Below are 26656 nucleotides of genomic sequence, written 5' to 3'. Positions count from 1 at the left end.
CTTAGTGCTGATGCGCCAGATCTTCGCGGCGTTCCTGAATGGCCTGCACAAGGATCTGCCAGGCGGAATTCAGGAACAGCCCTGCCATGATCCCGGCCACGATCAGGTCCGGCCAGCCGGTAGCGGTGCCCCAGACCCCCAGCGCCGCGATCATCACCGCCACATTGCCGATGGCGTCGTTGCGCGAGCACAGCCAGACCGAGCGCACATTGGCATCCCCGTCCTTATAGGCCGCCAGCAGGAGGACCGAGGTCACATTGGCCGCCAAGGCCATGAACCCGATGACGCCCATCACCTCGGCCTGCGGCACACCCAGCACAAACACGTGGTAGACGGTCGACCCAAACACCCACATCCCCATCATCAGAAGGCTGATCCCCTTGGCCAGCGCCGCCAGCGCCCGGGTGCTGAGCGATGCACCGATGACGGCGAGTGAAATCCCATAGGTCAGCGCATCGCCGAGGAAATCCAGCGCGTCCGCCTTCAGCGCCTGACTGCCTGCCATCTGGCCTGCGCCCATCTCGACCGCAAACATGCCCGCGTTGATCGCGATCACGACCCAGAGACGTCGTTTATAGGCGGCCGAAACCCCGTCGAACCGCGCCTCATGCCCGCAACATCCTGCCATTGCCCTTGTCCTTTGTTCCGATTCGAGGTCAACCTAGTGGCTCTAGTCACTAGAGGTTCAAGAGGGGGCTAAAATGTTTTCCATCGGCGCGCTGTCCAAGGCAACGGGGGTCAAGGTGCCCACCATCCGATACTACGAGGAGATTGGCCTGTTGCCGCCTGCCGGGCGCAATGCGGGCAACCAGCGCCGCTATGGTCAGGACGGCCTTGAGGCGCTGGGCTTTATCAAACACGCCCGCGACCTTGGTTTTGCGCTGGAGGATATCAAGGTGCTGATGGCGCTGGACGGGGAGCTGGGCGAAGATTGCGCCGAGGCCAACCGCATCGCCCGCGCGCAGCTTGATCAGGTGCGCGCCCGCATTGCACGGTTGCAGCAACTGGCGAGCGAGTTGGAACGTATTTCCCATCTGTGTGACGGGGGCAATGGCGGTCATTGCAAGGTGCTGACGGCGCTTGGCGATCATAGCCAATGCGCCGCCGATCACGGGCCTGTTCGCAGGGCTGATTAGACCCTAACCCGTGACAATCGCGCGCTGCGCGTCATCGCCCATCGAGATCAGGGAGGGCGCCTTGGCCTGCTGTGCCTTGAAATCAGCCTTGCCACTCATACCCTGCCAGCCCGCGTGCACCAGCGATTGCGCCACCGCGCCGCCCAGCGTGGTGCCGGGGCCGGTGACGATGAAGAGATCCGGCGCAAACTCCAGCGCCCCGTTCTGCACCGCGCGGGTGAAATCATAAGGCTCCACCACCTGATGGCCGAGCGTGTAATCCCACAGCGCCTGCGTATCGGTGGCGCCGGGCCACCAGACATGACCGCGCCCGTCAATGAGCGGCACCTTGGGCTGGCTGAACATGCCTGCGGCCAGACGTTTGCGCCCCTCGGCAGCGACGGGGGCTTGAAGGGAGGTATGGAAGGCCGCGTGATTGGCCAGGCGCATGGGGAACCGCTCCTCGACCACCGGCACGGCAGCCTCAAAGGCAGACAGGCCCGCCTCGTTCCCGGCCAAGACCAGCATACCGCCCAGATCAATGGACAGTACCAGATCGTGGCCCGCGCGAGTGTTGATATCGGCCACGATCGCAAGCAGTTCCGCCTTGCGGGCGGGATCGTTCTGCCAGTCAGCGCCTGCGAAAGGATAGACCAGCTGCCCGCCGATCAATTGCTCCTGCATCAGCGTGCCCATGGTGTTGACCACGGTAAAGCCGTCCTCGGCGCTGAGCGCCCCGGCGGCGGCCAGGGCAATGTACCAGCCCATGGAATTGCCAGTGACCGCGACAACCTCGATATCCTTCGCCAGAGACTGCGCATCTGCCAGCGAAGCAGCATAGATCAGCGGCGATGCGATATCTCCGCGGGAATATTTCGAGACCGAGAACCGGGTGGCCCCGTCCAGCGTGGTGACCTCTTCCTGTCCTGCGGCGCTGCGCTGGGCGTCAAAGCCCGCAAATAGCGCCGCCTTGTCCCCGTGGTGGCGGTGCAGGTAGCCGAGTTCGGGTTTGTTGTAGGTGCCCCGCCCGGGGCAGATCAGTACGGCCTTGCGGGTCATTTTGCACCTCCGGTCAGGTCCAGCGCGGCGGCCAGAATGCTATCCTTGGACGGCAGAGTGGCCGCATAGGCGGGCCCGGTCGCGATAAAGCAATCCCCCGCCGCATGGCGGGCGAGCGCCGTGACGCCGTTTTCGGTGAACAGCGCCATCAACCCCTCGGACTGGCTGCCGGTGGTGCGGCATTCATCCACGATCAGTACGTGTTTGCAGCCCTTGGTCGCCTCCAGCAGCGCCTCCGCCGGGAGCGGCGCCAGCCAGCGCAGATCGATGATGCGGGTCTTGATGCCTTTGGCTTCCAGTTCGGCCTTGGCCTGTGTCGACAGATACCGCCCGTTGCCATAGGTCACGATGGCCAGATCGGTGCCATCGCCGTCGATGCCGACCTCTCCTAGTGCGATCCGTTGATCCGGGGCAGGGTAGCTCCGCATCCAGCCGCCGTCCTTGGTCTCATGCAGGTCGCGCATGGGATATAGTGCGATAGGCTCGACAAAGACCACGACCCGCTGCTCCTCGCGGGCAAGGCGAACTGCTTCGCGCATCATCATCGCGGCCTCGGCCCCGTCCGAGGGGCAGGCGATGACGATCCCCGGAATGTCGCGCAGCACGGCCAAGGAGTTGTCGTTGTGGAAATGCCCGCCAAAACCCTTTTGATAGCCAAGCCCGGCAATGCGCAGCACCATCGGGTTCGAGAACTGCCCGTTCGAAAAGAACGGCAGCGTCGCAGCCTCGCCGCGGATCTGATCCTCGGCGTTATGCAGATAGGCAAGGAACTGGATCTCTGGCATCGGCAGGAAGCCGTTGTGGCCCATGCCGATGGCCAGCCCAAGGATGGATTGTTCATCCAAGAGCGTGTCGATCATCCGGTCGGGGCCGAACCGCTGGTGCAGCTTCTGCGTTACGCCATAGACGCCGCCCTTGCGGCCCACGTCCTCGCCCATCATGACGATTTCGCCATGCTCCAGCATCAGATCGGTTAATGCCCAGTTGATCAGGCGGGACATCGGCTGTGGCTCGTCCATGGCGCGCATGTCGCTGCCAAAGGTCTCGGCGCGTTTTTCCGGGGGCACCCCGTTGGTGGGCGTGCAGGCCCGCGCGGGCGGGATCAGGCTGGCGGCCACATCGGCGCCGGTTTTCAGATGCGGGCGGGTGACGACCTCGGTCCGGATGCGTTCCACGCGGTCGCAGGTGTCGTTATAGATCTTCAACGCCTCCTGCGGCTCCAGCGCGCCTGCCTCGGCCAGAAGGCGCACGGAGTGCAGCAGCGGATCGTTCGCCTCATCGGCTTCAACCTCGGACTTTGCCAGATAGGTGGTGGGCACATCGGCGCCCGCATGGCCATAAAGACGCACGGTGCGCAGGTGCAGGAAGGCGGGCTTGCGCCGCGCCCGCACGTATTCGGCGGCCTCCAGCGCAGTGGCGTAGGCCTCGTAGAGATCCAGCCCGTCGGTCTTGAAATACTTGATACCGGGCCGCCCCGCCATCGAGGATTCGATCCAGCCGGTTGGCGTCTTGGTGGAAATGCCGATCCCGTTATCCTCGCAGACGAACAGAAGCGGCAGCGGGATCGACTGCACCGAGGTCCAGCCCGCCGTGTTGATCGCGCCCTGCGCGGTGGAATGGTTGGCCGAGGCATCGCCAAAGGAACACATGACGATACTGTCATCGGCCAGCAGCTGGTGTTCCGGGCGATGGCGGCGGGCCGCACCCACCGAATAGGCGGCGCCGACCGCCTTGGGCAGGTGGCTGGCGATGGTGGAGGTCTGCGGCGGGATCATCAGTGCCTTGGAGCCCAGAACCTTGTGCCGTCCGCCCGAGGTGGGATCCTCGGAAGAACAGGCAAAGGACAGCAGCATGTCCCAGGCGATGCGCTGCCCCGGCACCTGATCGGCGCGGGCAATCTGGAAGGCGGCGTCGCGGTAATGGAGGAAGGCCATGTCATCGGCGCGGAGGGCACGGGCGACGGCGGCCATGCCTTCGTGGCCGGAGGAGCCGATGGTATAGAACCCCTCACCGGCCTTCTGCATGGTGCGGCTGGTCAGATCCAGCGCCCGGCTCAGCACCTGGGCGCGGTAGACCGCGACGGCCGTTTCCGGGGCAAGCCCGCTGCGCGGTGAAGCTCCGGCTGGCAACTGTCCGGCTGCAACCCGGTCCAGAAAATTCTGATGCACGATCTGGGCGCGATCCATCTGATGTCCTCATGTCAGTGTCCGGTTGGGGTTATCCTCCAGATGGGGGCGGATTTCCAATGAGTATGCAAGCTCAATTCATGACGCAATGGAATGAGTGAGCGTGTGTCAAAGGCGATTTGGAAAGGATCAAGGTTGGGTTTCAACGGAGGAACGCCCCCGGACCGGCCCCACCAGGGCGCAATTGTCGAGGTTTCCACGATCAAAAGCTTTGTTTTTCATGCAACCTTTGGGATGGTTGGTTGAGCTAGGTCAAAGCCCGATACATTTCGCCCTGCGAATGTGTCGGCCAAAGCTTTCGGTGCGGAACCAGTCATGTTGCGCGACCCCAAGCCCTGAAGAGGAACGAATATGCGCTTTTCGCCCCGAGCCTTGCCGCTCCGAATTTCATCACTGCGTGCCTTGCTGCCGGTGATCTGCCTGCTGGCCTCAAACGGGGTCCATGCGCAGGCTTTTGATGTTGAGATGACCGAGGTCTCTGACTGGCGGCCTGTGTTCGGCAAGGTCGAAAGCGTGAAACGCGCCCTGGCCCGCGCCCGCCTGTCCGGCAACCTGTACGAGCTGAGCGCGGAGGAAGGCGACAGCGTCGCAAGCGGCGAGACCCTGGCGCGGATCGTCGATGAAAAGCTGGCGCTTGAGATCGCCGGGGTCGAGGCCGGCATCCGGGCGCTGGAGGCGCAGATCGCCCTTGCGCGGATTGATCTGACCCGCGCCTTGGAGCTGCGCGAGCGGGGGGCTTCGCCCAAGACGGCGGTGGATCAGGCGCAGACGGCGCTGAACGTGGCCGAGGAAAATCTGGCCGCCCAGCAGGCCCAGCGGGATCTGTTGCAGGCGCGTCAGGCCGAGGGGATCGTGCTGGCGCCCGAAGCGGGTCGGATCCTCAGCGTGCCGGTGGTGGATGGCATGTTCGTCAATCCCGGCGAAACCATCGCCACCATCGCCACCGAGAATTTCGTGCTGCGCACCGAATTGCCGGAACGCCACGCCCGCTATCTGGAAACCGGTGAAACCGTGCGCATTCTGGCGCGCGGCGCGCTGACCAACACCGAGGTGCAAAGCGACGGACGCGTCGCCAAGATCTACCCCGAGCTGGTGGCCGGTCAGGTCGTGGTCGATGTGGAGGCCGAGGGGCTGGGCGATTTCTTTGTCGGGGAACGGGTGCGGCTGCTGATCGCCACCGGGCAACGTCCGGCCATCGTGGTGCCCGAAGGGTATCTGCAGCAGCGCCATGGCGTCACCTTTGCCCGGCTCGACAGCGATGCCGAAGTGGTGGTGCAGCCTGGCGTGCGTGTCGATGGCGGGATCGAGGTTCTGGCGGGGCTGAAGCCCGGCGACCGGCTGACCCCCTATGAGGCGGCGCAGCAATGAGCACAACACCCAACACCGACGCGCGCACCGATGACGGGGCCGGGGAATCGCTGGGCATTGCGGGTTCCATTTCACGCGCCTTTATCAACTCACCGCTGACGCCGCTGCTGCTGATTGCGGCTCTGATTCTGGGGTTCGTGGCCCTGTTGATGCTGCCGCGCGAGGAAGAGCCGCAGATCTCGGTGCCCATGGTGGATGTCTTCATCCAGGCCAACGGGTTGGCCGCCGATGACGCGGTGGAGCTTGTCGCCAAGCCGATCGAGGCACTGCTGCAGCGCCTGCCCGGCGTCGAGCACGTCTACAGCCAGAGCTTTGACGACCGTATCATGGCCACCGCCCGGTTCGAGGTGGGCGTTCCCGAGGATGACGCAATCCTCCGCGTTCATTCCGAAATCCGAGCCAATTTCGACCAACTGCCCATCGGCATTCCGGAGCCTCTGATCATCGGGCGCGGGGTCAACGACGTCGCTATTCTGGTTCTGTCACTCGCCCCGCGCGCGGATCTGCCGCGCGATGAGGCAGAGCGGTGGGACAGGGCCAACCTGGGCGAAGTCGCCTCGCAGCTGATGTCGGAACTGTCCAAGGCCGAAGACGTGGGCCGCACCTATATCGTAGGCGACAGCCGCACGGAAATCCGGGTGGAGCCGGACACGGCGGCGCTTGCCCTTTATGGTGTCACGCTGGAGCAACTGGCCGAGAAGGTGCGCAATGCCAACCGGTCTGAGTTGTTGGGCCGGGTGCGCCAGACCGGTGCCTCCCGCGATTTGCTGAGCGGGCAGAGCCTGGTTGGCCAACCCGATCTGGGCCTTTTGCTGGTCACCACCCGTGACGGGCGCCCGGTCTACGTCAAGGACGTTGCCCGCGTCAGCATTGCGCCCGCCGATGCGGACAACCGCGCTTGGACCCTGCACCCTGGAGAGGCCACACCACGACCGGCGGTCTCGCTTGCCTTTGCCAAACGCGAAGGCGCCAATGCTGTCAACGTGGCCAAGGAACTGCTGCAGCGGCTGGAGATTGCCGAACGCGATTTCCTGCCCGATGCGCTGGAGGTTGAGGTCACCCGCAACTACGGTGAGACGGCGCAGAAGAAATCGGACGAGCTGTTCTCGCACCTTGCGGGGGCCAGCGTGTCGATCTTCCTGATGATCGTGGTCTTCATCGGCTGGCGTGAGGGGGTGGTGACGCTGATCATCATTCCCGCCACCATCCTGATGACCTTTGCCGCCTCCTACCTGATGGGGTTCACCATCAACCGGGTGTCGCTCTTCGCGCTGATCTTCTCGATCGGGATCCTGGTCGATGACGCCATCGTGGTGGTGGAAAACATTGCCCGCCATTGGCGGCTGGATCCCAATGGCGACAAGACCAAGGTCGCCCTGCGCGGGGTAGCCGAGGTGGGCAATCCGACCATCATCGCCACGCTCACCATCGTTTTTGCCTTGCTGCCGATGCTGTTTGTCTCCGGCATGATGGGCCCCTACATGAGTCCCATTCCCACCAATGCCTCGGCGGCGATGATCCTCAGCTTTTTCGTGGCGGTGATCTTTGCACCCTGGATCATGCTGCGGCTTCAGCGGCGGAAACCGGGCGCTGTTGCGGTTCATGGGGCAGAGGATGGTCACGGCGAGGATTCCCGCATGGCCCGCATCTATCGCGCCATTGCCCGGCCCTTGCTGGCCAGCCGCAGCGGCGCGGCCATTTTCCTGATCCTCGTCTTTGTGGCCACCGGGGCCTCGGTCACCCTGTTCGGCACCCAGTCGGTGGTCGTGAAACTTCTGCCCTTTGATGACAAGTCCGAAGTGCAGGTGATCGTTGATCTGCAGGAAGGCGCGACACTGGAAGACACCGAGCGCGCCCTGTTCGCTCTGTCGCAGGCGGCCGCCGAAATCCCCGAGATCGAAAGCATCCAAGCCTATGCAGGCACGGCGGCGCCGTTCAACTTCAACGGCCTCGTGCGGCATTACTTCGTGCGGCAGAACCCGGAACTGGGCGATCTGCAGATCAACTTGGCCGACTCCGAAGAGCGTGATCGCCAAAGCCATGCCATCGCGCTGGACCTGCGCGCGCGGCTGGCCGAGGTGGATCTGCCCGCAGGCACATCGGTCAAGGTGGTCGAGGTGCCGCCCGGACCGCCGGTTCTGGCGACGCTGCTGGCCGAGGTCTATGGCCCCGATCCTGAAACCCGCCGCGAGGTGGCCACCGGCCTGCGCGAGATCTTTACGGACGTGGATTTCATCGTCGATGTGGACGACAGTTTCGGTCACCCGCCCGAACGGCTGCGGATCGAGATCGATCAGGCCAGCCTTGATTTTCACGGGGTGGAGCAAAGCGCGGTCTATGACACGCTGTCGCTGCTGTTCCATGGCACCACTGTTGGTTATTCCCAGCGCGGCGGCGGGGTGCGGCCCATTCCGATCAGTCTGAAGCTGAGCGAGGAACGCCGTCAGGTCACCGAAGCGCTGCTGGCGACACCCTTGCCCGCCCGTGGTCCCGCCGGCATCGGTGAGGGCAACGTGGAACTGGGCGAGGTGGTGCGCGTTTCGGTCGAGCAGGGCTCATGGCCGGTGTTCCGCAAGAACGGGCTGGATCTGGAGATGGTCACCGCCGATCTGGCGGGCCGGTTCGAAGCGCCGATTTACGGCATGATCGCGGTGCAGGAAGAGATCGACGCCCGCGATTGGCCCGAGGGGATGAAGCCCGAGGTCACCCTTTACGGTCAGCCGATGGATGAGAGCAATCCGATCCTTTTGTGGGATGGCGAGTGGGAGGTCACCTATGTCACTTTCCGCGATATGGGCGCAGCCTTTGGTGCGGCGTTGATCGGGATCTATTTCCTGATCGTCGGCCAGTTCCGCAGCTTCAAGCTACCGCTGGTGATCATGACGCCGATCCCGCTGACGCTGATCGGGATCACCCTGGGCCACTGGGCGATGGATGCGCCCTTCACGGCGACATCGATGATCGGTTTCATCAGCCTTGCCGGGATTATCGTGCGGAACTCGATCCTGTTGGTGGATTTCATCCGCCGCGAACAGGACAACGGACGTTCGCTGCATGATGCGCTGCTGGCGGCAGGGGGCGTGCGGTTCCTGCCGATCTTCCTGACGGCGATCACGGCGATGTCGGGCGCGGCCTTTATTCTGGTCGATCCGATTTTCCAGGGGCTGGGGATTTCACTGCTGTTCGGGCTGGCGACCTCTACCGCGCTGACGCTGCTGGTCATCCCGGCGATCTACTGGGCGTTCCGCGGCGGTCGCGACACGGCATAATGCATCGGTTTGGCGGGGCTTGCCCCGCCGTGCCCCTATCGCCGGTCGTTTCCAGAAGGAGGGAAAAGCGCCGCGCTTTGATCCTGGTCATCTGCGCGGGCCATCCCGCCACCTATGATTGTCAAAGACGCGCCCCGGCGTGGCGCGGCAAGCGGAGGGGAGGATCATCATGGCGACAGCGCCGATCACAAAACCGGCCAGCGTCAGGGCCGCTGCCAATATGACCGATTACGATACCCTCTGCGCCGGGTTTTCCTGGGACGACGCGCAGGCGCTGATCGATGGGCTGTCCGATGGCAGGATGAACATCGCGCATGAAGCCGTGGACCGCCACGTGGCATCCGGCCATGGGGAGCAGCTGGCGCTGCGCTGGATTTCAAAATCAGGCTCGCAGCAGGATTTTACCTACGCCGCGCTACAGACGGAAACCAACCGCTTCGCCAATATGCTGCGTAGCCAGGGTCTGCAAAAGGGTGATCGGGTCTATGCCTTGCTGGGGCGGGTGCCGGAGCTATACATCGCCGCCCTTGGCACGCTGAAGGCAGGTTGCACCTTCTGTCCGCTGTTTTCGGCATTCGGTCCCGAGCCGATCCGCTCGCGGATGGAGATCGGCGGTGCCAATGCGCTGATCACCACCGCGCGGCTTTATAAGCGCAAGGTGAAAGCCCTGCGCCCGGATCTGCCGGATCTGCGGAAGGTCTTTGTCATTGATGAGGCGGCAGAGGATACCCTGCCGCTGACCGACCTGATGGCGGATGCCTCGGAGGAGTTCACCACCGAAGCCATGAATCCCGAGGACACAGCCCTTTTGCATTTTACCTCGGGCACCACTGGCAAGCCGAAGGGCGTCGTGCATGTGCATCAGGCGGTGGTCGCCCACAACTGGACCGGGCGCATCGCGCTGGATCTGCGGGCGGGCGATACCTATTGGTGCACCGCCGATCCGGGTTGGGTGACCGGCACGTCCTACGGGATCGTCGCGCCCCTCACCAACCGCGTTTCGATGATCGTTGACGAGGCCGAGTTTGACGTCGCTCGCTGGTATGACATTCTGGAAGGCGAGGGCGTCAACGTCTGGTACACAGCGCCAACAGCCATCCGCATGCTGATGAAGGCTGGCACCGAGGCGCTTCAGGGGCGTGATTTCCCCGCCTTGCGGTTCATGGCCAGCGTCGGCGAGCCGCTGAACCCCGAGGCGGTGATCTGGGGAAACACGGCCTTTGGTCAGCCGTTCCACGACAATTGGTGGCAGACCGAAACCGGCGGCATCATGATCGCCAATTATGCCGCGATGGATGTGAAACCCGGCTCCATGGGAAGGCCGCTGCCGGGGATCGAGGCGGGAATCGTCGAAATGGACCCGGAAGGAGACTCTCTGCGCGCCCTGACCGAGCCGCAGGCGATGGGAGAATTGGCCCTGCGTCCCGGCTGGCCGTCGATGATGCGTGGCTACCTGCATGAACAGGCGCGCTATGACAAATGCTTCCGCGATGGCTGGTACCTGACCGGTGACCTCGCGATGCGCGATGCGGACGGGTATTTCTGGTTTGTGGGCCGCGCCGATGACCTGATCAAAAGCGCAGGCCATCTGATTGGCCCGTTTGAGGTCGAAAGCGCCCTGATGGAGCACGAGGCCGTCGCCGAGGTCGGCGTTATCGGCATTCCCGATGAAACCGCGGGTGAGCTGGTGAAGGCCTATGTGGCGCTGAAACCGGGGTATGAGCCGGATGAGGATCTGCGGCTTGATCTGCTGGGGCACGCCCGCAAACGGCTGGGGCCTGCGGTCGCCCCGAAAGAGATCGCCTTTCGCAAGAACCTGCCCAAGACCCGCAGCGGCAAGATCATGCGCCGCCTTCTGAAGGCGCGCGAGCTGGGCCTGCCCGAGGGCGATATCTCAACCCTGGAAAGCGACGAGACATGAGCATCGACCATGTGAAACCCCGCCTAGACCACGCCCATGTCCGCGAGCTGCTGAAGGCGATGATCCGCATCCGCCATTTCGAGGACAAATGCGCCGAACTCTACTCCCGCGAAAAGATCCGTGGGTTCCTGCATCTCTATGATGGGGAGGAAGCGGTTGCGGCGGGCATCATCCCGTTGCTCAGCCCGCAGGACCGGGTGGTCGCCACCTACCGCGAACACGGTCATGCGCTGATGCGCGGGGTGCCCATGGGCCGCGTCCTGGCGGAAATGTACGGCAAGGCCGAAGGCTGCGCCGGGGGGCGGGGCGGCTCGATGCATATGTTCAGCCGCGATCATAATTTCTACGGCGGCAATGCCATCGTCGGCGGTGGGTTGCCGCTGGCCGCTGGCCTTGCGCTGGCCGACCGGATGCAAAGGGCCGAGGCCGTCACCGCCTGTTTCTTTGGCGAGGGCGCGGTGGCCGAAGGGGAGTTCCACGAAAGCCTGAACCTTGCCGCGCTCTGGGATCTGCCGGTTTTGTTCGTTTGTGAAAACAATGGCTATGCCATGGGCACGGCGCTGGACCGATCGGAATCCCAAACCGATATCCATGCCAAGGCCGCCAGCTATGGCATCGACAGCCACGTTGTGGATGGCATGGATATCGTCGCCGTTGAAGGCGCTGCGCGGAACGCTCTGAAGGCCATCGCCGACAACGGCAAGCCGCAATTTCTGGAATGCCGCACTTACCGTTTCCGCGCTCATTCCATGTTCGATGCCCAGCTTTACCGCCCCAAGGAGGAGGTCGCCGACTGGCGCGCCAAGGGGCCAATCGTCCGGTTCCAGACCTGGGCCGAGGAAAATCATCTGCTGCGCGCGGGCGAAGTGGATGACATCACCGCGGAGGTTGACGCCGAGATTGCCGAGGCCGTCGCCTTTGCCGAGAGTGGCACAGAGGAGCCGGTGGCGGACCTCGCCAAATATGTAATGTCGCCTGATCGGCCCGCGCCGCCCGAGGTCGCGCCGCCCGGAAAACCTGTCACCACCACCTACCGCGCCGCAGTGCGCGCGAGCATCATCGATGCCATGACCCGCGATCCCCGTGTCTTCCTGATGGGAGAGGACGTTGGCCGTTACGGTGGCTGCTATGCGGTCTCCAAGGGGCTGCTCGATCAGTTCGGTGAGGACCGCATCCGCGATACACCGCTGTCGGAATCCGGTTTTACCGGCGCCGGGATTGGCGCTGCCATTTCCGGGATGCGGCCTATTGTCGAGGTGATGACGGTCAACTTCTCGCTGCTGGCGCTGGACCAGATCCTCAACACCGCCGCCACCTTCCGCCATATGTCGAACAACCAGTTCGGGGTGCCGGTGGTGATCCGCATGGCCACCGGCGCGGGGCGGCAGCTGGCGGCGCAGCATTCGCATTCACTCGAAGGCTGGTACGCCCATATCCCCGGCCTGCGGGTGCTGGCGCCTGCCACGGTCGAGGACGCGCGTGGCATGCTTTGGACCGCGCTCAACGATCCTGACCCGGTGCTGATCTTTGAAAACGTCATGCTCTATAACCGCGAGGGGGAGCTGGCCGAAAACGCTGGTCCCGTGGATATCGACCGCGCCGTGGTCCGGCGGGCGGGCACGGATATCTCGCTGATCACCTATGGCGGATCCCTGTTCAAGACGCTGGAGGCGGCCGAGGCGCTGGCGCAGGAAGGCATCGACGCCGAGGTGATCGACCTGCGCTCGCTGCGGCCCCTGGACCGGGAGACGCTCCTGTCCTCGGTGCGCAAGACCCGCCGCGCGGTAATGGTGGATGAGGGTTGGAAGAGCGGCAGCTTGGCCGCTGAGATTGGCATGATCCTGGCCGAAGAGGCCTTTTGGGATCTGGACGCCCCCTTGGCCCGGGTGTGTAGCGCCGAGGTGCCGATCCCCTATGCGGCGCATCTGGAACAGGCGGCGATCCCGCAGGTGGCGGAGATCCTCGCCACCGCCCGCCGGGTGATGGGGGCGACCCCATGAGCGATTTCCTCATGCCCTCGCTTGGGGCGGATATGGAGGCGGGCACCCTGATGGAACAGGTGGTGGCCGTGGGCCAACCCATCACGCACGGCGATATCATCGCCGTGGTGGAAACCCAGAAAGGCGCCATCGAGATAGAGTGCTACGAGACCGGAACGGTGACGGAATGGCTGGTCGGCATCGGGGAGAGCGTGCCCGTAGGAACGCCGCTGGCACGGATCGATACCGGGGAGACAGCAGATGGGCGGACTGCTGAACCTACGCCTGTGCCAGAGTCCGAAAAGCCCAAACCCCGGGCGGTCGCAGAGCCTTCGCAACCGGCACCATCTGTTCCCACCGGTAAACGCATTGTCGCTTCTCCGGCGGCACGACGCTTGGCGGCCGAAAAGGGTGTGGACCTCAGTGCAATCTCGGTGCCATCCGGCCAGCCGATTCGCCACGCAGATGTCGCCGCCCATATCACGGCAGGCGGCAAGACTGCGCCGCAGGACACCGGCCTCAGCGCCATGCGGCAGGCGATTGCCGCCGCGATGTCGCGCTCCAAACGGGAAATTCCGCATTTCTACCTCACCCATCAGGTGGATCTGACCACGCTTGATGACTTCATCACTGAGATGAACGAAACCCGCGCGCCCGAGGACCGTGTGCTACCGCCGGTGTTCTACCTGCGCGCCATGGCGCGGGCGCTGAAGAAATACCCCGAGTTCAATGGCCATTTCGAAGGTGGCACCTTCACCCCAGCCAAGGAGGCCCATATCGGTCTTGCCATCGCGCTGCGCGGTGGCGGGCTGGTGGCGCCCGCGCTGTTCGATGTGGCCGCGCAGGAGCGCGACGGGTTGATGGCGCAGATGCGCGATCTGATCGGACGGGTGCGCGCGGGCCGCTTCAAGGCGCGCGAATTGTCGGATGCCACCATCACCCTCACCAGTCTGGGGGACCGCGGCACCGACGGGCTGTTTGGGGTGATCTACCCACCACAGGTGGCCATCGTCGGCATCGGTACGCCCGCGCTGCGCCCCTGGGTGGTGGATGGCAAGGTGGTGCCGCGCCAGATCGCAACCCTGACACTGGCCGCAGACCACCGCGTCAGCGACGGCCATCGCGGCGCGCTGTTCCTGCGCGCCATCGACCGATTTCTACAGGAGCCCGAAACCCTATGACCCGCACCGAGATAGAACAGGCCCTTGGCGAAGAGCTGACCCGGATCGCGCCGGATATCCCGCTGGACGACATCGACAGCAGCGCCGATCTGCGGGATGAGTTCGACATCGATTCAATCGATTTCCTGAACCTCGTCACCGCGCTGGGCAAACGGTTCTCTCTGGAGATGCCCGAAGCGGATTATCCCCAGATGGACAGCTTCGATCATCTGGTGGAGTATCTCTCCGCCAGGGTGTCCTGACTAAAGCAGCGCCCGGCCCAAGCCGATAACACACAGCGCCAGAAGCAGCCACAGCACGATGCGGCGAAAACGCCTGTCGTGGCTTCCATAGCGGGCAAAACAGATTGAGCCCAGCCATAGGCCGATGAACAGCAGGGGCAGGGCGGCTGCGATATGCCACAGGATCTGCCCGCCGTAGTGGCCGGAGACCGTCAGAAGCGCGCCAGCCCAGAGATCGGTGAAGAAGAAATAGGCGATCATCGTCGCCCGCATGGCCCGTGAACTGATCGCGGTTGTGGTGAAGAACAGGCCCAGCACCAGCCCGCTCATTGCAGTGGCGCCATTGACCACACCGGCAACGAAGCCGGCGAGGGACAGAACCATGGCGGTTGGAACTGTGGGCCGGATGGGCCGCAGCAGCAGCGTCAGAACCGCGCCGATGATCAAGACGTGCACGCCGATCCGCATCGCCTGATCCGGTACATGATCCAGCAGTGCCACCCCGATTGGATTGCCGATCAACCCGGCCAGCAGCAGATAGGCAAGGGCGCGGCGTTCCACATCCCTGAGCACGCTGCGCGATTGTCCCAGAGATGCGATGATCTCAAGCGCGATGGACATCGGCGCGATCTGGCTGGCAGGCAGCCAGAAGATCAGCCCTGCCATCAGGACGGTCGAAAAACCGAACCCCGAATAACCACGCAGAAAGGCCGCTGTGAAAACCACGGATCCAGCCAGAAGCAGATCAACCGCGTTCAACGTCGCGCCCCCGAAGGCTGGCCCGGCCTGACGGCTGCGTTCCCAGCTCGCGGTCATGTCCCGGTGTGAGGTTGAACAACAGTAGGATCTGCCCGGCAATCAACGGCACCAGGCTGAGCGCTGCAGCCAGACCCAATCCCGGCAGGCCGGGGTCGGGAAGATCCAGCAGCGCCGACAGCGACGGCAGCCACAACGCCAGTGCCAACAGACCAGCACACAGGGCCAGCGCTGCCCAAATGTATGGGTTCCCCGTCACGTCGTTGACCAGTTGCCGACCGCTGTCTCCCCGCACATTGAAGACATTCCACAGCTGCGCCAGGGCCAGTGTCACGAAGGCCACCGTGATCGCCTGCCCGGTCTCCAGTCGCAGCCAGTAGAGCGCCAGAGCAAACCCCAATAGCGTCGCGCCGGTAATCAGCAGGCTGAGAACACCGATCAACGCCCATTCCGGCCGTCCGGCAATGGGCTCCAAGGGGTCACGGGGCGGCCGGGACATGATCGCTCTGTCTCCTTTGCCCAGCCCCAGTGCAAAGGCCGGGAATACATCGGTTACAAGGTTCAGGAACAGGATCTGCAAGGGCAGAAGCGGTGCGGGCAGACCGGCGCCGACGGCGATGCCGACGACCAGCACCTCGCTGACGTTGCAGGACATCAGGTAGACGACGAATTTGCGGATATTGTCAAAAATCACCCGCCCCTGCCACATGGCCTCAATCAGGGTGCCGAAGGCATCGTCTTTCAGCACCACATCGGCCGCCTCGCGCGCGACCTGTGTACCGCGTTTGCCCATGGCGATGCCGATGTCTGATTTCTTCAGCGCCGGGGCATCGTTGACGCCATCGCCGGTCATGGCAACCACATGCCCGGCCTGCTGGAACAGGCGCACAAGCGTCAGTTTCGTTTCCGGCGCCACACGGGCAAAGACATCTGCCGCCAGCACCCTGTCACGTAAGGCGAAATCCGCCGTATCAGGGTCGAAATCCCGCAGGTCATCGCCTTCGATCACCGTGAGGTCGCCCAGAGTTAAACCGGCGTCCCGGGCAATTGTTGCCGCAGTATCTGCATGATCGCCGGTGATCATCGCGACCCGCACCCCGGCCGCCAGGCTGGCGCGGATCGCATCGGGCACATCAGCGCGCAGCGGATCCAGGAAACACACCAACCCCACCAGCGTCAGGCCCTGATAAGGGTCTTCGTCAGGTGTTTCGGCGTGCTTGATTGCCAGCGCCAGCAGCCGCAGCCCCTCGCGCGCGGCGGCGCTTTGCCGGGCTGCCCATTCCTGCCGCGCTGGGCCATCCAGCGGCGCCGGACCATTCGGCAGCAAGTGAGTGTCGCAGGCTTCGATCACCGCTTCGGGCGCGCCTTTGATGGCGTAGATGAACCCGCCCCGGTCCCCGTCCGCGGCGCGGTTGACGCTGGCCATCATCTTATGCTCGGGGTCAAAGGCGTGTTCGGCCACCTGGGGAAAATCTTGCTCAAGCTCCGCGCGGGTCATCGCGGCTGCTTGGGCAGCGTGCAGCAGTGCGACCTCCATTGGCTCACCGCTGGCGCTGTCTCCGGTGGCCGGATTGCCGGTTTCGGCATTGTTGCACAGAACCCCGATCCGCAGCGCCAGATCGAAGCGGTCGTCAGCCGGTGCGGCGGCATTTTTCGCGGGCCGGACCTCGGCGCCTTCGAACAGGTAGCGCACCGCCGCCATTTTGTTCTCTGTCAGTGTGCCGGTCTTATCAGTGAGGATCAGCGTCGTTGCCCCCAGAGTTTCTACCGAGGACAACCGGGTGATCAACGCATTGTGCGCCGCCATGCGCCACATGCCGCGCGCCAGACAGAGGGTGGCGACGATCGGCAGGCCTTCGGGCACCGCCGCTACCGCCAGCGCCGTACCGGTGCGGATCATGTCGATCAGCGCGTGACCGCGCAGAACGCCCGCTGCAATCATCAACGCGGCCAGAGCCAGCGTCAGCCAGACCAGCCGGTGGCCGAGCCTGTCCAGCCGCCGCTCCAGTGGCGATATCTCGGCCTCGGCGGTTTCTGTCAGGGCACTGATCTGGCCGATTTCGGTTGTCATCCCGGTGGCCACGACGATGGCCTCTCCGGCGCCGCGGGTGATTGCGGTGCCCTTGAACACCATGTTGTGACGGTCCGGGATCCCGGCCTCCGGGGCGACCGGGTCGATACTCTTGGAAACGGGCAGGGATTCCCCGGTCAGGATCGATTCATCGCTTTGCAGGTTCGAGGCCTGCAGCAGACGGAGATCGGCGGTGACGATGTCTCCGGCATCGAGGATCACGATATCTCCCGGCACCAGCGCGCGGGCATCGATCCGGCGCACTCTGCCGTCGCGGCGCACCAGCGTCCTGACCTCGGCAATGCGCAGCAATGCCTCCATCGAGCGGACCGCGCGCAATTCGGTGAAAAAACCGATGGCGCCGTTGAACAGGATCACCACCAGGATCGCCAGACCTTCTGGAATGTCACCGAAAGCAAAGGACAACCCGGCTGCCATGGCCAGCAGCCAGATGATGATGCTGCGGAACTGATGCGCCAGAAGCAGCAGCGCGCTTTGCGGCTTTTGGGCCCGCAGCTGGTTCCTGCCGTGGCGGGCGCGGCGGGCGGCAACTTCGGCGGCGTTCAGGCCGCGGGCCGGATCGCAGGCCAGCGCCGCAGCGACATCCGCTGCAGGCAGGGCGAAAGGCAAGGCGTCTGGTGCTGTGCCCGTCACCGGTGCCATATCACTCTCCGTCACGCGGTGCGGGACAACCTGGAAACTGCCCATCCGGAAATGTCAGGTGGCGGCCGGGTCACACCGGAATTGCGTGGCCGTGCTCTGCATCCTCGACCGCAGCGGAGACCGAATCCAGCGTTTCCTTGTTGGCGCTGACTTCACCGGCGGTGACATATTCTGCACTGCGGGTGCAGAAATCGACCCATTCCTGGACGTCTTCGGCCACCCGCTCGGCGGATTGCATCTGCCAGTCGTGCAGCACCTTGGCCGCCGCACCGGGATCGACCGGAGCAGTGCCGAACAGCTCTGCCGTGGCCTGCAATGCGGTGCGGGCCGCCGTGTGGCGGCGGTCGAACCAGTGTTTTGAAAATTGTTCGGCCTCTTGCAGGATCTTTTCCTGGACTTCCCAGAATTGATGCGCCTGCGGGCCCAGCAGAGGATTGGCGGAAAACAGAGCCTGCGCCGCCTGATCAAAGCCGCCGGAGGTTTTCGATTCAGATTGAGTTTTGGCCATGGGACACCTTTGGTTGTGCGTCATAAGACAAACACCGGGTGCAGCGGATCCGCTCCGCCCGGGTGCGGAAATCATAGGCAGAATAGTCTGATTCCCATGTCATTGAATTGACTCCAATCAAGGTGAATGCGCCGATGGGTCATAATATCAGCACCAAACGCCTGTTTCTGATAGGCTTGCAGCACAGGTGCAACAAAAGGATCCGACGTGTCCGACAGCGCATCCATTGGCCATATCACTGCCATCGAGGGCAGCATCGCCGATGTCCGGTTCGCGGCAGAGCTGCCCGCAATCGGCACTCGTCTGGTCACCCTGTCCGATCCCGCGATCACCATCGAGGTCGCCAGCCTGCCGGGGCGGGAGACCGCGCGCGGGCTGATCCTCAATCCCAACACGGAGCTGCGCCTTGGCATGCCGGTGCGCAACACCGGTCTGCCGCTCTCGGTGCCGGTGGGGCCTGCCCTGCTTGGACGCATGGTCAACCTGTTCGGCGATCCCATTGACGGACGCCCGCTGCCCGGTGACATGCCGCGCCGATCGATCCATGGCACGCCGGTGCCGCTGTCCCGGCGCCGGGCCGAGGGTGAGTTGTTTGAGACGGGGATCAAGGCGATTGACCTGCTCAGCCCGCTGGAACGCGGCGGCAAGGCGGGGCTGTTCGGCGGTGCAGGCGTTGGCAAAACCGTTCTGATCACCGAGATGATCCACAATATGGTCGCCGAATACGAGGGTATCAGCCTGTTCTGTGGCATCGGGGAACGCTGCCGCGAAGCCGAGGAATTGCATCGCGACATGGAGGAGGCCGGGGTGCTGGACCGCACCGTGATGGTCTTTGGCCAGATGAATGAAACCCCCGGCGTGCGGTTCCGCGTCGGCCATGCGGCCCTGACCATTGCCGAGTATTTCCGCGACGATCTGAACCGCGATGTTCTGGTGCTGATCGACAATATTTACCGTTTCGTGCAGGCCGGCTCTGAGGTTTCGGGCCTTCTGGGGCGGATCCCGTCGCGGGTGGGTTATCAGCCGACGCTGGGCACCGAGCTGGCCGATCTGGAAGAGCGGATCTGCTCCACCAGCCGGGGCAGCATGACCTCGATTCAGGCGGTCTACGTGCCGGCCGATGATTTCACCGACCCGGCGGCGACGCATACGTTTTCGCACCTGTCAGCCTCGATCACCCTGTCGCGCAAGAAGGCCTCCGAAGGGCTGTATCCCGCCATCGACCCGCTGAAATCCTTTTCCCGGATGCTGACGCCGGGGGTTGTCAGCACCCGCCACTACATGATCGCCAGCGCGGTGCGCAACACTCTGGCCGAGTACGAGGATCTCAAGGATATCATCGCCATGCTGGGGCTGGAGGAGCTTTCGGAAATGGACCGCGCCACCGTGCGCCGCGCCCGGCAGATCGAACGGTTTCTGACACAGCCGTTTTACTCCACCGAAAAGATGACCGGCATACCGGGGCGTTTCGTGCCGCTGAGTGAGACGCTGACCTCCTGTGAGCGCATCCTGAATGATGAGTTCCGCGACCATCCCGAAAGCGCTTTTTACATGATCGGAACGGTGGCGGATCTGGAGCAGAAAGAGGGGGCGGGATATGCGGCTTAAGATCCTGCTGCCCGACCGGCTGTGCCTTGATCTGGAGGTCGTGCGTATTGTGGCCGAAGGGCCGGATGGCGCATTCGGGATGTTGCCGCACCATATCGATTATGTCTCTCAGCTGGCCCCGGGCATCCTGACTTACGAGGAGACGGGCGGCCAGGTGCGCTATGCCGGGATCCATTCCGGAACCCTGGTCAAGGTCGGGGATGAGGTGCTGGTCTCCACCTCCGGCGCGGTGCTGGGCGATGATCTGCAGACGGTGCAACAGCGGGCGCAGGCCGATTTCCGCGCCGCCGAGCAAAGCGAACGGGCCGCCCGCGCAGCCTTGGCTCGGCTGGAGGCACAGATCGTGCGCCGGTTCCTGGAACTGGAGCAGGCGCTATGAACGGCGAACGGCCCGACGCAGAGGAGGCGGAAGAGATCGTCCGCAAGGCCCGTCGCAAACAGGCGGCACAAAAGCACCCGCAGCGCAGCGCGCTTTATGGGCTGGGGATGTTCGGTCTTGTCGGCTGGTCAGTTGCGGTGCCGGTGGTTCTGGGCGTCGCGCTGGGCGTCTGGATCGATGGACACGTCCAGTCGCACCGGTCCTGGACGCTGATCCTGCTTTTGGCTGGTGCGGCGCTGGGTTGTCTCAACGCCTGGTACTGGGTGCAGCGCGAAGGGGGTGATGAATGACACAGGCGGAGACACTGTGATGCAGATCAGTCCCGATCAATGGGTATTGGCCGAATGGCACGGGTTGCAGCTGACCGCCACCGTGGCGTTCACTTGGCTGGTGATGGCGCTGCTGGCCGCCGGGTCCTGGCTGGTCACCTCGCGCCTGTCGACGGGCGAAAAGGTCTCCCGCTGGCAGGTCATGCTGGAGGTCATCGTCACCGCCATCCGCGACCAGATTTCCGAGATTAGCGGCGGTGACGGCGCGCGCTATCTGCCCTTTATCGGAACCCTGTTCCTGTTCATCGCCGCCGCCAACCTGCTGTCGGTGGTGCCTGGCTATGTGCCGCCTACCGGCTCCCTCTCCACCACTGCGGCGCTGGCCATCGCGGTGCTGGTGGCAGTGCCCGCCTTTTCCATCGCTCGGCAGGGGATCGGCGGTTACCTGAAGACCTATGTGCGGCCCAGCCCCATCATGCTGCCCTTCAATCTGGTGTCAGAGGCATCGCGGACCGTTGCCCTGGCCGTGCGCCTATACGGCAATGTCATGAGCGGCACGATCATCGTCGGCATCCTGATCAGCGTGGCGCCGTTCTTCTTCCCGGTGGTCATGCAGGTTCTGGGCCTGCTGACCGGCCTGATTCAGGCGTATATCTTTGCCGTTCTGGCGATGGTCTACATCGCCTCGGGCGCCCGCAGCAGCCGATCGCCGTCGTCTGGTGTCGGCGCCTCCCCTGCCAACCAAACCGGTCACAGCCAAACACGAAAGGAACCCTGATCATGGACGCTTCCGTCTGGATCGCCATCGCCTCGATTGTCACGGCGGGGCTGACCATCACCATCGGTGCCATCGCCCCCGCGCTGGCCGAAGGCCGGGCCGCGGCGCAGGCGCTGCAGTCCCTTGCACAGCAGCCGGACGCCGCCCCGACGATCACCCGCACCCTTTTCGTCAGTCTTGCGATGATCGAATCCACCGCGATCTACTGTTTCGTGGTGGCGATGATTCTGCTGTTTGCCAACCCATTCGTGGACATCGCCGCTCTGACTGCGGCGCTCCCGGGCGGAGGATGATCCGGTGCAGATCGACTGGCTGACCGTCGCGGCGCAACTGGTGAACTTCCTCGTTCTGATCTGGTTGCTGAAACGCTTTCTTTACGGGCCTGTGACCAAGGCAATGGCCGAGCGGGAACAACGGATTGCCGAGCGGCTTGGCGATGCGCGCCGCGTGCGTGAAGAGGCTGTCACCGAAGCCGAAGCGCTGCGGGCCGAGCGGCAGGCGCTGGACAGCCATAGGGAGGCCGAGATGGCAAAGGCCCGCGCCGCAGCCGAGGCGTTGCGCCAAGAGCTGGAGGCCGATCTGCGCGAAGACATGGAGCAGAAACGTGCGGCCTGGCTGGACCATTTGCAGGAGGACCGCACTGAAATCGTGCTGGAGATGCAAAAGCGCACAGCCGCCCACGTGGGGCAGGCGCTGCGCCGTGTTCTGGCGGATTTCGCCGGGGCCGATCTGGCGGAGCAGATGGCGGCAGAGTTCGCCCGGCAATTGTCCTCGCTCGACCTTGAGGAGCGCAGGCGGCTGGAACGGGCAGCGGAAGGCATGCCGGGGGCGGCGCTGGTGGAATGCAGCATGGAGCTGCCAAGCGCGGCGCGGCGTCACCTGACCCGCGCCATCCACGACGAAATCGCAGAGGGTATCAAGGTGGATTATGCCACCGCCGGGGATGTCACCTTTGGCATCCGTCTGACGCTGGGTCATCAGGTGCTGGACTGGTCGGCGGGGCGTTATCTGGACCGGCTGGGCCTGCTGATCGAAGAAAGCCTGGATGCCGTGGCAAGCGAGGCTGCCGATGCCGCATGACGGGCAGAACGGCGGGCGCAATGACAAGCGCACAGACGGGCAGGGCATGGCGGGCCGGATTGCCGCAGGGCTGGTCGACCGGATGGACCGGATCCTTGCCGAAACCGCCCCGGTGGCCGAAATCACCGATGTTGCCCGGGTGCTTTCTGTTGGCAATGGCATTGCGCGGATCGCCGGGTTTCCCGACCTCAGGGCGGATGAGCTGGTGGTCTTTGCCGGTGGGCAGACTGGTATCGCCTCCAGCCTGGCCACCGACCGCATCGGGGTAATTGTACTGGGTGACAGCGTCGGCATCCGCCCCGGTGACAAGGTGCACCGCACACGCCGCGTCGTTGACACACCGGTTGGTGCCGCGCTGCTGGGGCGGGTTGTCGATGCGATGGGGCAGCCCATCGATGGTGCTGGATCGTTGCAGTGCCGCGACCGCGCCCCCATCGAACGTGCGGCCCCGCCCATCATGCACCGCGCCCCGGTCAGCGTGCCGCTGCAGACCGGGATCAAGGCGATCGATGCCGCCGTGCCCATCGGGCGTGGTCAGCGCGAGTTGATCGTCGGTGATCGGCAATCCGGCAAGACGGCCATCGCCGTCGATACCATTCTGAACCAGCGCGACACCGGGGTGATCTCGATCTATTGCGCCATCGGGCAGCGGGCCTCGGCGGTGGCGCGGGTGATCGATAGCCTGCGCAAGGGCGGCGCACTGGAGCGGACCATCGTCGTGGTGGCCGGCGGAGAGGACGCGCCGGGGTTGCAGTTCATCGCGCCTTATGCGGCCACTGCCATGGCTGAACATTTCATGGACGAAGGGCGTGATGTGCTGATCGTCTATGACGATCTGACCCGCCATGCCCGCGCCTATCGCGAGCTGTCGCTTCTGTTACGCCGCCCGCCCGGCCGCGAGGCCTATCCCGGTGACATTTTCTATATTCATTCGCGGCTGCTGGAACGCGCCACTCCGCTGCGCGAAGAACACGGTGGCGGTTCGCTGACTGCTCTGCCGGTGATCGAAACACAGGCGCAGAATATTTCCGCGTTTATTCCCACCAACCTCATTTCCATCACGGACGGGCAGATCTACCTGTCGCCCTCGCTGTTCGAAAAGGGCAGGCTGCCGGCCATCGACATCGGCACCTCGGTCAGCCGCGTTGGCGGCAAGGCGCAATTGCCTGCCTTTCGCGCTGTGGCGGGGGATTTAAGGCTCTATTACGCGCAATTCGAAGAGCTGGAGACCTTTGCCCGCTTTGGCACCCAGATCGATGCCGAGACACGGCAGCGGCTGGACCGGGGGCTGCGGGTACGGGAAATCCTCAAGCAGCGTGAACATCACCTGCTTGAGGTGGCGGACCAGATCGCGGCGCTGCTGGCCGCGACCGAAGGGTTGTTCGATGCCATTCCTGCTGACAGGGTCAGCGATGCGGGGCTGCATGCGGCTCGGGCCGCCCGCCGGACCTGTTCCGAGATCTGCGATGCCATCGAGGGCGGCGCGCCGCTGGACCCGGCGCAGCGGGCGGCCCTGATCACGGCGATGCAGGCGGCGCTGACCGGGTTCTATCCCGACGATCCGCATTCGCCGCGGCGCGAAGGAGTGGGTGATGCAGACGCTTGAGGCGCTTTCGGCGCGGATGCACACCACCGCCGAGATCCATTCCATCGTACGCACCATGAAAAGCCTCTCTTCGGTCAGTATCCGACAGTACGAACGCGCAGCTGCGGCTATGCTGCAGTATGAACGCACGGTGGATCTGGGGTTGCAGGCTGTGCTGCGTGATCAGTCTCTGCAGCCGCAGGTGGGGTCACCCGCAGAGGTGGCGCCGGGATCGGCGCTGATCGTCATCGGCTCTGACCGGGGGCTGTGCGGGCGGTTCAACGACAGGATCGGCGGTCGCGCGGTCGTGCGGCTCTTGGAGGAGAGCGATTGCCGCCTCTGCGTGCTGGGCCAGCGGGTGGCCGCGCATCTGGAGGCAGAGGGTCACAAGCCCGATGCGCTGTTTGCGCTGCCCGGATCGGCCGCCGGTCTGACCGCCACGGTACATGCGGTTGCGGTGGAAATCGACCGTTGGACCGAAGCGGGCGTCGGGACAGTCTCGCTTTTGTTCAACCGCCGCGCCGGGGCTTCATTGGCGGTGCCGACCGAGTGGCCGCTGCTGCCGGTGCCGCGCGGGGATCTCGATGCGCTGGCCCGCAAACCCTGGCCATCGCGCAGCCTGCCGACCTACCGCATGGCGCCGACCAAGCTGTTCTCCTGGCTGATCGGGCAGCGGATCTTTGTGCAGATCTATCGCGCACTTGCCGAATCCCTGGCCAGCGAACACGCCGCGCGTCTGGCTGCCATGCGCCGGGCAGAGGGCAATATCAGCGACCACCGCGAAGAGCTGATGGATGCCTATCGTCAGAAACGGCAGGAGGAAATCACCCGCGAGCTGCTGGATATCATTTCAGGCTTCGAGGCGGTGGATCAGGGTGATCCAGCCTGACAGTCCTGTGTCGGCGCGGCGGACTGGATACAGGCGCCGTTACGGGCGTTGCAGCTGGCTTTTCGGCATCATCATATGCACGCCTTTTTCGCGGTTCACCGTCTGGGTGATGCGCAGATCGGCGGCGAGGCTGCAGAGCATATAGGCGTCTTCCCGGCTGATCCCCAATCGCGCCTCGGTCACGGCAATCATGTCCCGCAGGGCCATTTCGGCGCAGACATCCAGATCGGCATGCATGCCCATGGTGATGTGATGCGATGGCGTTTCTGCTTGTGGGTAGTCCAGCGACAGGTCCCTGCGCAGGGTCAGGCGGAAATGCCCGCGCAGCGCCGTTTCGATGGCGGTGACGCAGACCTCGCCATCGCCCTGCGCGGCATGACCGTCGCCACAGGAAAACAGCGCGCCCGGTGCCAGAACCGGCAGGTACAGGGTGGTGCCCGCGATCAGTTCCTTGTTGTCGATATTGCCGCCATGCCGACGCGGCTCGATGGTGGAGATCCGCCCCCATTCCGTCGGCGGCGCCACCCCCATGACCCCAAAGAACGGCGCCAGCGGCAGATCGGTGCCCCAGGGCAGGCGGGCCAGTTGCCGCTCGGCGTCCAGCGGCAGGATGGTGCGCTGGCGTTTGGGAAATTCCAGCGGCAGCGTCCCGGCCAAGGGCCGGATCATGTTGTAGCCCCAGTCCTGCCGCAGCGAGATATCGAGGATATCGACTTGCAGTACATCGCCCGGCTGGGCGCCGCGCACCTCGACCGGGCCGGTCAGGATATGGCCCGGCATGCCCGGCAGACCGGCGGCGTGAATTTCCAGCAATTCTGGCGGCACGTGAAAACCATCCCCGGGCAACATGTCAGGGCCGCCCGAGACGGTGTCGATGATGACCTCTTCGCCGCTGTCGATGGACAGGGCAGGCGGATGGGCCGCGTCGAAAAAGCCCCAGTGGCAGCTCTGCACCGATGCGGGAAGGGTGGATGTCATGATGCGTCTCCTGCCGGTTCCGTTGTGATCTGTGCGCCGCTGTTACTTGCCGGTGTCAATGTCGAACAGCTCGGTCTCCCAGCTGTCGTCGCCGGGGTCCATTTCGCTCCGCAGCGCGTCAAAGCGGGTGGTCAGATGTTCGCGCATGGCTGTGCGGGCCACATCGCTGTCGCCGGTGGCAATCGCCTCGATGATGGTCACGTGCTCGCAATGCGACACTTCCAGCGACGGGCCGCTGCGGGCGCGGGCGCGGATGCGGATCCATTCCGGGTTCTCGCGGATCCGGTCAAGCAGGGCAAAGGAGGTCAGCAAGGGCCGGTTGCGGGCGCATTGGGCGATCAGCCGGTGAAAGGCGCCATCCCAAAGTTCGATCGCTTCCGGACCGTTGGATTCAAACTGCCGCTGGGCCAGACGGCGCAGGCGCATCAGCTCGTCCGGCTGCATCCGTTTGGCACACAGCGCGGCAAGCTCCGGCTCGATACACAGGCGCGCTTCCATCACCTGCAGCGCGTTGGTCTCCCCGGCGATCTTGGCGGCGAGGTCGCCGGTCGGATCGGCGGGTTGTCCGGCAAAGGTGCCCTTGCCCTGTTTGCGCCAGACCAACCCCTGTTCTTCCAGACTGTCGAGTGCCAGACGCACCGCCCTGCGGCTGACGTCGAACTGTTCGGACAGCACCCGTTCGGTGGGCAATTTGCCGTCCGCGGCGAGGCTGCCCGATTTGATCAGGGCCAGAACCTTTTGTTTGATCGGCTCGATAGACGAGCTGCGGGAGTGTGATGACATGACAGACTTT

The 26656-nt window shown here is 64.2% G+C and carries 23 protein-coding genes; 15 read left to right on the top strand and 8 right to left on the bottom strand.

Features of this window, described 5'->3' with window-relative positions:
• Position 1: 1 nt before the first annotated feature.
• On the bottom strand, positions 2–628 hold the full coding sequence (locus C6W91_RS02530) for a cation transporter (protein ID WP_274839796.1): 627 nt from the start codon (positions 626–628) through the stop codon (positions 2–4).
• A gap of 73 nt (positions 629–701) precedes the next feature.
• Between C6W91_RS02530 and C6W91_RS02525 the strand changes: the two genes are divergently transcribed.
• Complete coding sequence (locus C6W91_RS02525; protein ID WP_065271956.1) at positions 702–1136, top strand: helix-turn-helix domain-containing protein; 435 nt, start codon at positions 702–704, stop codon at positions 1134–1136.
• Between the two features lie 3 nt (positions 1137–1139).
• Here C6W91_RS02525 and C6W91_RS02520 read toward each other — a convergent pair whose 3' ends face one another.
• Together C6W91_RS02520 and C6W91_RS02515 are read right to left on the bottom strand one after the other, a co-directional pair.
• The gene (locus tag C6W91_RS02520; RefSeq protein ID WP_065271955.1) at positions 1140–2174 is read right to left on the bottom strand and encodes an ACP S-malonyltransferase; all 1035 of its coding nucleotides are present in this window, start codon (positions 2172–2174) and stop codon (positions 1140–1142) included.
• Positions 2171–4360, bottom strand: coding sequence for a dehydrogenase E1 component subunit alpha/beta (locus C6W91_RS02515; protein WP_274839797.1), 2190 nt, complete (start codon positions 4358–4360; stop codon positions 2171–2173). Before C6W91_RS02515 ends, C6W91_RS02520 begins: the two co-directional genes overlap by 4 nt.
• Before the next feature lie 351 nt (positions 4361–4711).
• On the opposite strand from C6W91_RS02515, the gene C6W91_RS02510 reads away from it, so the two are divergent.
• The 6 genes from C6W91_RS02510 to C6W91_RS02485 all read left to right on the top strand — a co-directional run bounded on the left by C6W91_RS02510 (position 4712) and on the right by C6W91_RS02485 (position 14320).
• On the top strand, positions 4712–5728 hold the full coding sequence (locus tag C6W91_RS02510) for an efflux RND transporter periplasmic adaptor subunit (protein ID WP_082996059.1): 1017 nt from the start codon (positions 4712–4714) through the stop codon (positions 5726–5728).
• The gene (locus tag C6W91_RS02505; protein WP_274839798.1) at positions 5725–8997 is read left to right on the top strand and encodes an efflux RND transporter permease subunit; all 3273 of its coding nucleotides are present in this window, start codon (positions 5725–5727) and stop codon (positions 8995–8997) included. The genes C6W91_RS02510 and C6W91_RS02505 overlap by 4 nt, the downstream gene beginning before the upstream one ends.
• A gap of 169 nt (positions 8998–9166) precedes the next feature.
• A complete protein-coding gene (acsA, locus tag C6W91_RS02500; protein WP_065271952.1) occupies positions 9167–10918 on the top strand; it encodes an acetate--CoA ligase in 1752 nt (583 codons plus the stop codon).
• The gene (pdhA, locus tag C6W91_RS02495) at positions 10915–12918 is read left to right on the top strand and encodes a pyruvate dehydrogenase (acetyl-transferring) E1 component subunit alpha (protein WP_274839799.1); all 2004 of its coding nucleotides are present in this window, start codon (positions 10915–10917) and stop codon (positions 12916–12918) included. The genes acsA and pdhA overlap by 4 nt, the downstream gene beginning before the upstream one ends.
• On the top strand, positions 12915–14078 hold the full coding sequence (locus C6W91_RS02490) for a dihydrolipoamide acetyltransferase family protein (RefSeq protein ID WP_370570411.1): 1164 nt from the start codon (positions 12915–12917) through the stop codon (positions 14076–14078). Before pdhA ends, C6W91_RS02490 begins: the two co-directional genes overlap by 4 nt.
• Positions 14075–14320 (top strand): acyl carrier protein, encoded by a 246-nt coding sequence (locus C6W91_RS02485; protein WP_274839801.1) that lies wholly within the window; start codon positions 14075–14077, stop codon positions 14318–14320. The genes C6W91_RS02490 and C6W91_RS02485 overlap by 4 nt, the downstream gene beginning before the upstream one ends.
• On the opposite strand, the gene C6W91_RS02480 is transcribed toward C6W91_RS02485, so the two are convergent.
• The 3 genes from C6W91_RS02480 to C6W91_RS02470 form a co-directional block, all read right to left on the bottom strand.
• The gene (locus C6W91_RS02480; protein WP_274839802.1) at positions 14321–15058 is read right to left on the bottom strand and encodes a sulfite exporter TauE/SafE family protein; all 738 of its coding nucleotides are present in this window, start codon (positions 15056–15058) and stop codon (positions 14321–14323) included. It lies immediately after the preceding gene.
• Positions 15045–17789, bottom strand: a complete 2745-nt coding sequence (locus C6W91_RS02475) for a cation-transporting P-type ATPase (RefSeq protein ID WP_274839803.1) — start codon at positions 17787–17789, stop codon at positions 15045–15047. The genes C6W91_RS02480 and C6W91_RS02475 overlap by 14 nt, the downstream gene beginning before the upstream one ends.
• A 70-nt stretch (positions 17790–17859) precedes the next feature.
• Complete coding sequence (locus tag C6W91_RS02470) at positions 17860–18297, bottom strand: hypothetical protein (protein ID WP_065271946.1); 438 nt, start codon at positions 18295–18297, stop codon at positions 17860–17862.
• Positions 18298–18504: 207 nt separating this feature from the next.
• On the opposite strand from C6W91_RS02470, the gene atpD reads away from it, so the two are divergent.
• The 8 genes from atpD to C6W91_RS02430 are packed head-to-tail and all read left to right on the top strand — an operon-like array spanning position 18505 to position 24885.
• Positions 18505–19905 (top strand): F0F1 ATP synthase subunit beta, encoded by a 1401-nt coding sequence (gene atpD, locus C6W91_RS02465; RefSeq protein WP_065271945.1) that lies wholly within the window; start codon positions 18505–18507, stop codon positions 19903–19905.
• Entirely contained in the window at positions 19895–20284 is a 390-nt protein-coding gene (locus tag C6W91_RS02460; RefSeq protein WP_065271944.1) for a hypothetical protein, read from the top strand. Before atpD ends, C6W91_RS02460 begins: the two co-directional genes overlap by 11 nt.
• On the top strand, positions 20281–20574 hold the full coding sequence (locus C6W91_RS02455) for an AtpZ/AtpI family protein (RefSeq protein ID WP_065271943.1): 294 nt from the start codon (positions 20281–20283) through the stop codon (positions 20572–20574). The genes C6W91_RS02460 and C6W91_RS02455 overlap by 4 nt, the downstream gene beginning before the upstream one ends.
• A 19-nt stretch (positions 20575–20593) precedes the next feature.
• Positions 20594–21331 (top strand): F0F1 ATP synthase subunit A, encoded by a 738-nt coding sequence (locus C6W91_RS02450; protein WP_065271942.1) that lies wholly within the window; start codon positions 20594–20596, stop codon positions 21329–21331.
• A gap of 2 nt (positions 21332–21333) precedes the next feature.
• Entirely contained in the window at positions 21334–21624 is a 291-nt protein-coding gene (locus C6W91_RS02445) for a F0F1 ATP synthase subunit C (protein WP_065271941.1), read from the top strand.
• 4 nt (positions 21625–21628) lie between these two features.
• Positions 21629–22411 carry a hypothetical protein gene (locus C6W91_RS02440; protein WP_065271940.1) on the top strand — a complete coding sequence of 261 codons (783 nt, stop codon included), beginning with the start codon at positions 21629–21631 and terminating at the stop codon, positions 22409–22411.
• Entirely contained in the window at positions 22377–24017 is a 1641-nt protein-coding gene (locus tag C6W91_RS02435) for a F0F1 ATP synthase subunit alpha (protein ID WP_370570410.1), read from the top strand. Before C6W91_RS02440 ends, C6W91_RS02435 begins: the two co-directional genes overlap by 35 nt.
• Positions 24004–24885, top strand: coding sequence for a F0F1 ATP synthase subunit gamma (locus C6W91_RS02430; protein ID WP_274839804.1), 882 nt, complete (start codon positions 24004–24006; stop codon positions 24883–24885). Before C6W91_RS02435 ends, C6W91_RS02430 begins: the two co-directional genes overlap by 14 nt.
• Positions 24886–24924: 39 nt before the next feature.
• Here the strand turns inward: C6W91_RS02430 and C6W91_RS02425 are convergent, their stop codons facing one another.
• Together C6W91_RS02425 and C6W91_RS02420 are read right to left on the bottom strand one after the other, a co-directional pair.
• The gene (locus C6W91_RS02425; RefSeq protein ID WP_274839805.1) at positions 24925–25863 is read right to left on the bottom strand and encodes an acetamidase/formamidase family protein; all 939 of its coding nucleotides are present in this window, start codon (positions 25861–25863) and stop codon (positions 24925–24927) included.
• Between the two features lie 42 nt (positions 25864–25905).
• On the bottom strand, positions 25906–26646 hold the full coding sequence (locus tag C6W91_RS02420) for a FadR/GntR family transcriptional regulator (RefSeq protein WP_065273639.1): 741 nt from the start codon (positions 26644–26646) through the stop codon (positions 25906–25908).
• Positions 26647–26656: the final 10 nt, after the last annotated feature.

This window comes from Phaeobacter sp. SYSU ZJ3003, from assembly GCF_041300735.1.
GTDB classification, from domain to species: Bacteria; Pseudomonadota; Alphaproteobacteria; order Rhodobacterales; family Rhodobacteraceae; genus Phycobacter; species Phycobacter gallaeciensis_A.
The sequence above is the reverse complement of the archived record's forward strand: the minus strand, read 5'-3'. Positions and strand labels throughout refer to the sequence as shown.

Coding starts and splice junctions, on each gene's coding strand:
- C6W91_RS02530 (WP_274839796.1), bottom strand. CDS start 628: ATGGCAGGATGTTGCGGGCATGAGGCGCGGTTCGACGGGGTTTCGGCC.
- C6W91_RS02525 (WP_065271956.1), top strand. CDS start 702: ATGTTTTCCATCGGCGCGCTGTCCAAGGCAACGGGGGTCAAGGTGCCC.
- C6W91_RS02520 (WP_065271955.1), bottom strand. CDS start 2,174: ATGACCCGCAAGGCCGTACTGATCTGCCCCGGGCGGGGCACCTACAAC.
- C6W91_RS02515 (WP_274839797.1), bottom strand. CDS start 4,360: ATGGATCGCGCCCAGATCGTGCATCAGAATTTTCTGGACCGGGTTGCA.
- C6W91_RS02510 (WP_082996059.1), top strand. CDS start 4,712: ATGCGCTTTTCGCCCCGAGCCTTGCCGCTCCGAATTTCATCACTGCGT.
- C6W91_RS02505 (WP_274839798.1), top strand. CDS start 5,725: ATGAGCACAACACCCAACACCGACGCGCGCACCGATGACGGGGCCGGG.
- acsA (WP_065271952.1), top strand. CDS start 9,167: ATGGCGACAGCGCCGATCACAAAACCGGCCAGCGTCAGGGCCGCTGCC.
- pdhA (WP_274839799.1), top strand. CDS start 10,915: ATGAGCATCGACCATGTGAAACCCCGCCTAGACCACGCCCATGTCCGC.
- C6W91_RS02490 (WP_370570411.1), top strand. CDS start 12,915: ATGAGCGATTTCCTCATGCCCTCGCTTGGGGCGGATATGGAGGCGGGC.
- C6W91_RS02485 (WP_274839801.1), top strand. CDS start 14,075: ATGACCCGCACCGAGATAGAACAGGCCCTTGGCGAAGAGCTGACCCGG.
- C6W91_RS02475 (WP_274839803.1), bottom strand. CDS start 17,789: ATGGCACCGGTGACGGGCACAGCACCAGACGCCTTGCCTTTCGCCCTG.
- C6W91_RS02470 (WP_065271946.1), bottom strand. CDS start 18,297: ATGGCCAAAACTCAATCTGAATCGAAAACCTCCGGCGGCTTTGATCAG.
- C6W91_RS02460 (WP_065271944.1), top strand. CDS start 19,895: ATGCGGCTTAAGATCCTGCTGCCCGACCGGCTGTGCCTTGATCTGGAG.
- C6W91_RS02455 (WP_065271943.1), top strand. CDS start 20,281: ATGAACGGCGAACGGCCCGACGCAGAGGAGGCGGAAGAGATCGTCCGC.
- C6W91_RS02450 (WP_065271942.1), top strand. CDS start 20,594: ATGCAGATCAGTCCCGATCAATGGGTATTGGCCGAATGGCACGGGTTG.
- C6W91_RS02445 (WP_065271941.1), top strand. CDS start 21,334: ATGGACGCTTCCGTCTGGATCGCCATCGCCTCGATTGTCACGGCGGGG.
- C6W91_RS02435 (WP_370570410.1), top strand. CDS start 22,377: ATGCCGTGGCAAGCGAGGCTGCCGATGCCGCATGACGGGCAGAACGGC.
- C6W91_RS02430 (WP_274839804.1), top strand. CDS start 24,004: ATGCAGACGCTTGAGGCGCTTTCGGCGCGGATGCACACCACCGCCGAG.
- C6W91_RS02425 (WP_274839805.1), bottom strand. CDS start 25,863: ATGACATCCACCCTTCCCGCATCGGTGCAGAGCTGCCACTGGGGCTTT.
- C6W91_RS02420 (WP_065273639.1), bottom strand. CDS start 26,646: ATGTCATCACACTCCCGCAGCTCGTCTATCGAGCCGATCAAACAAAAG.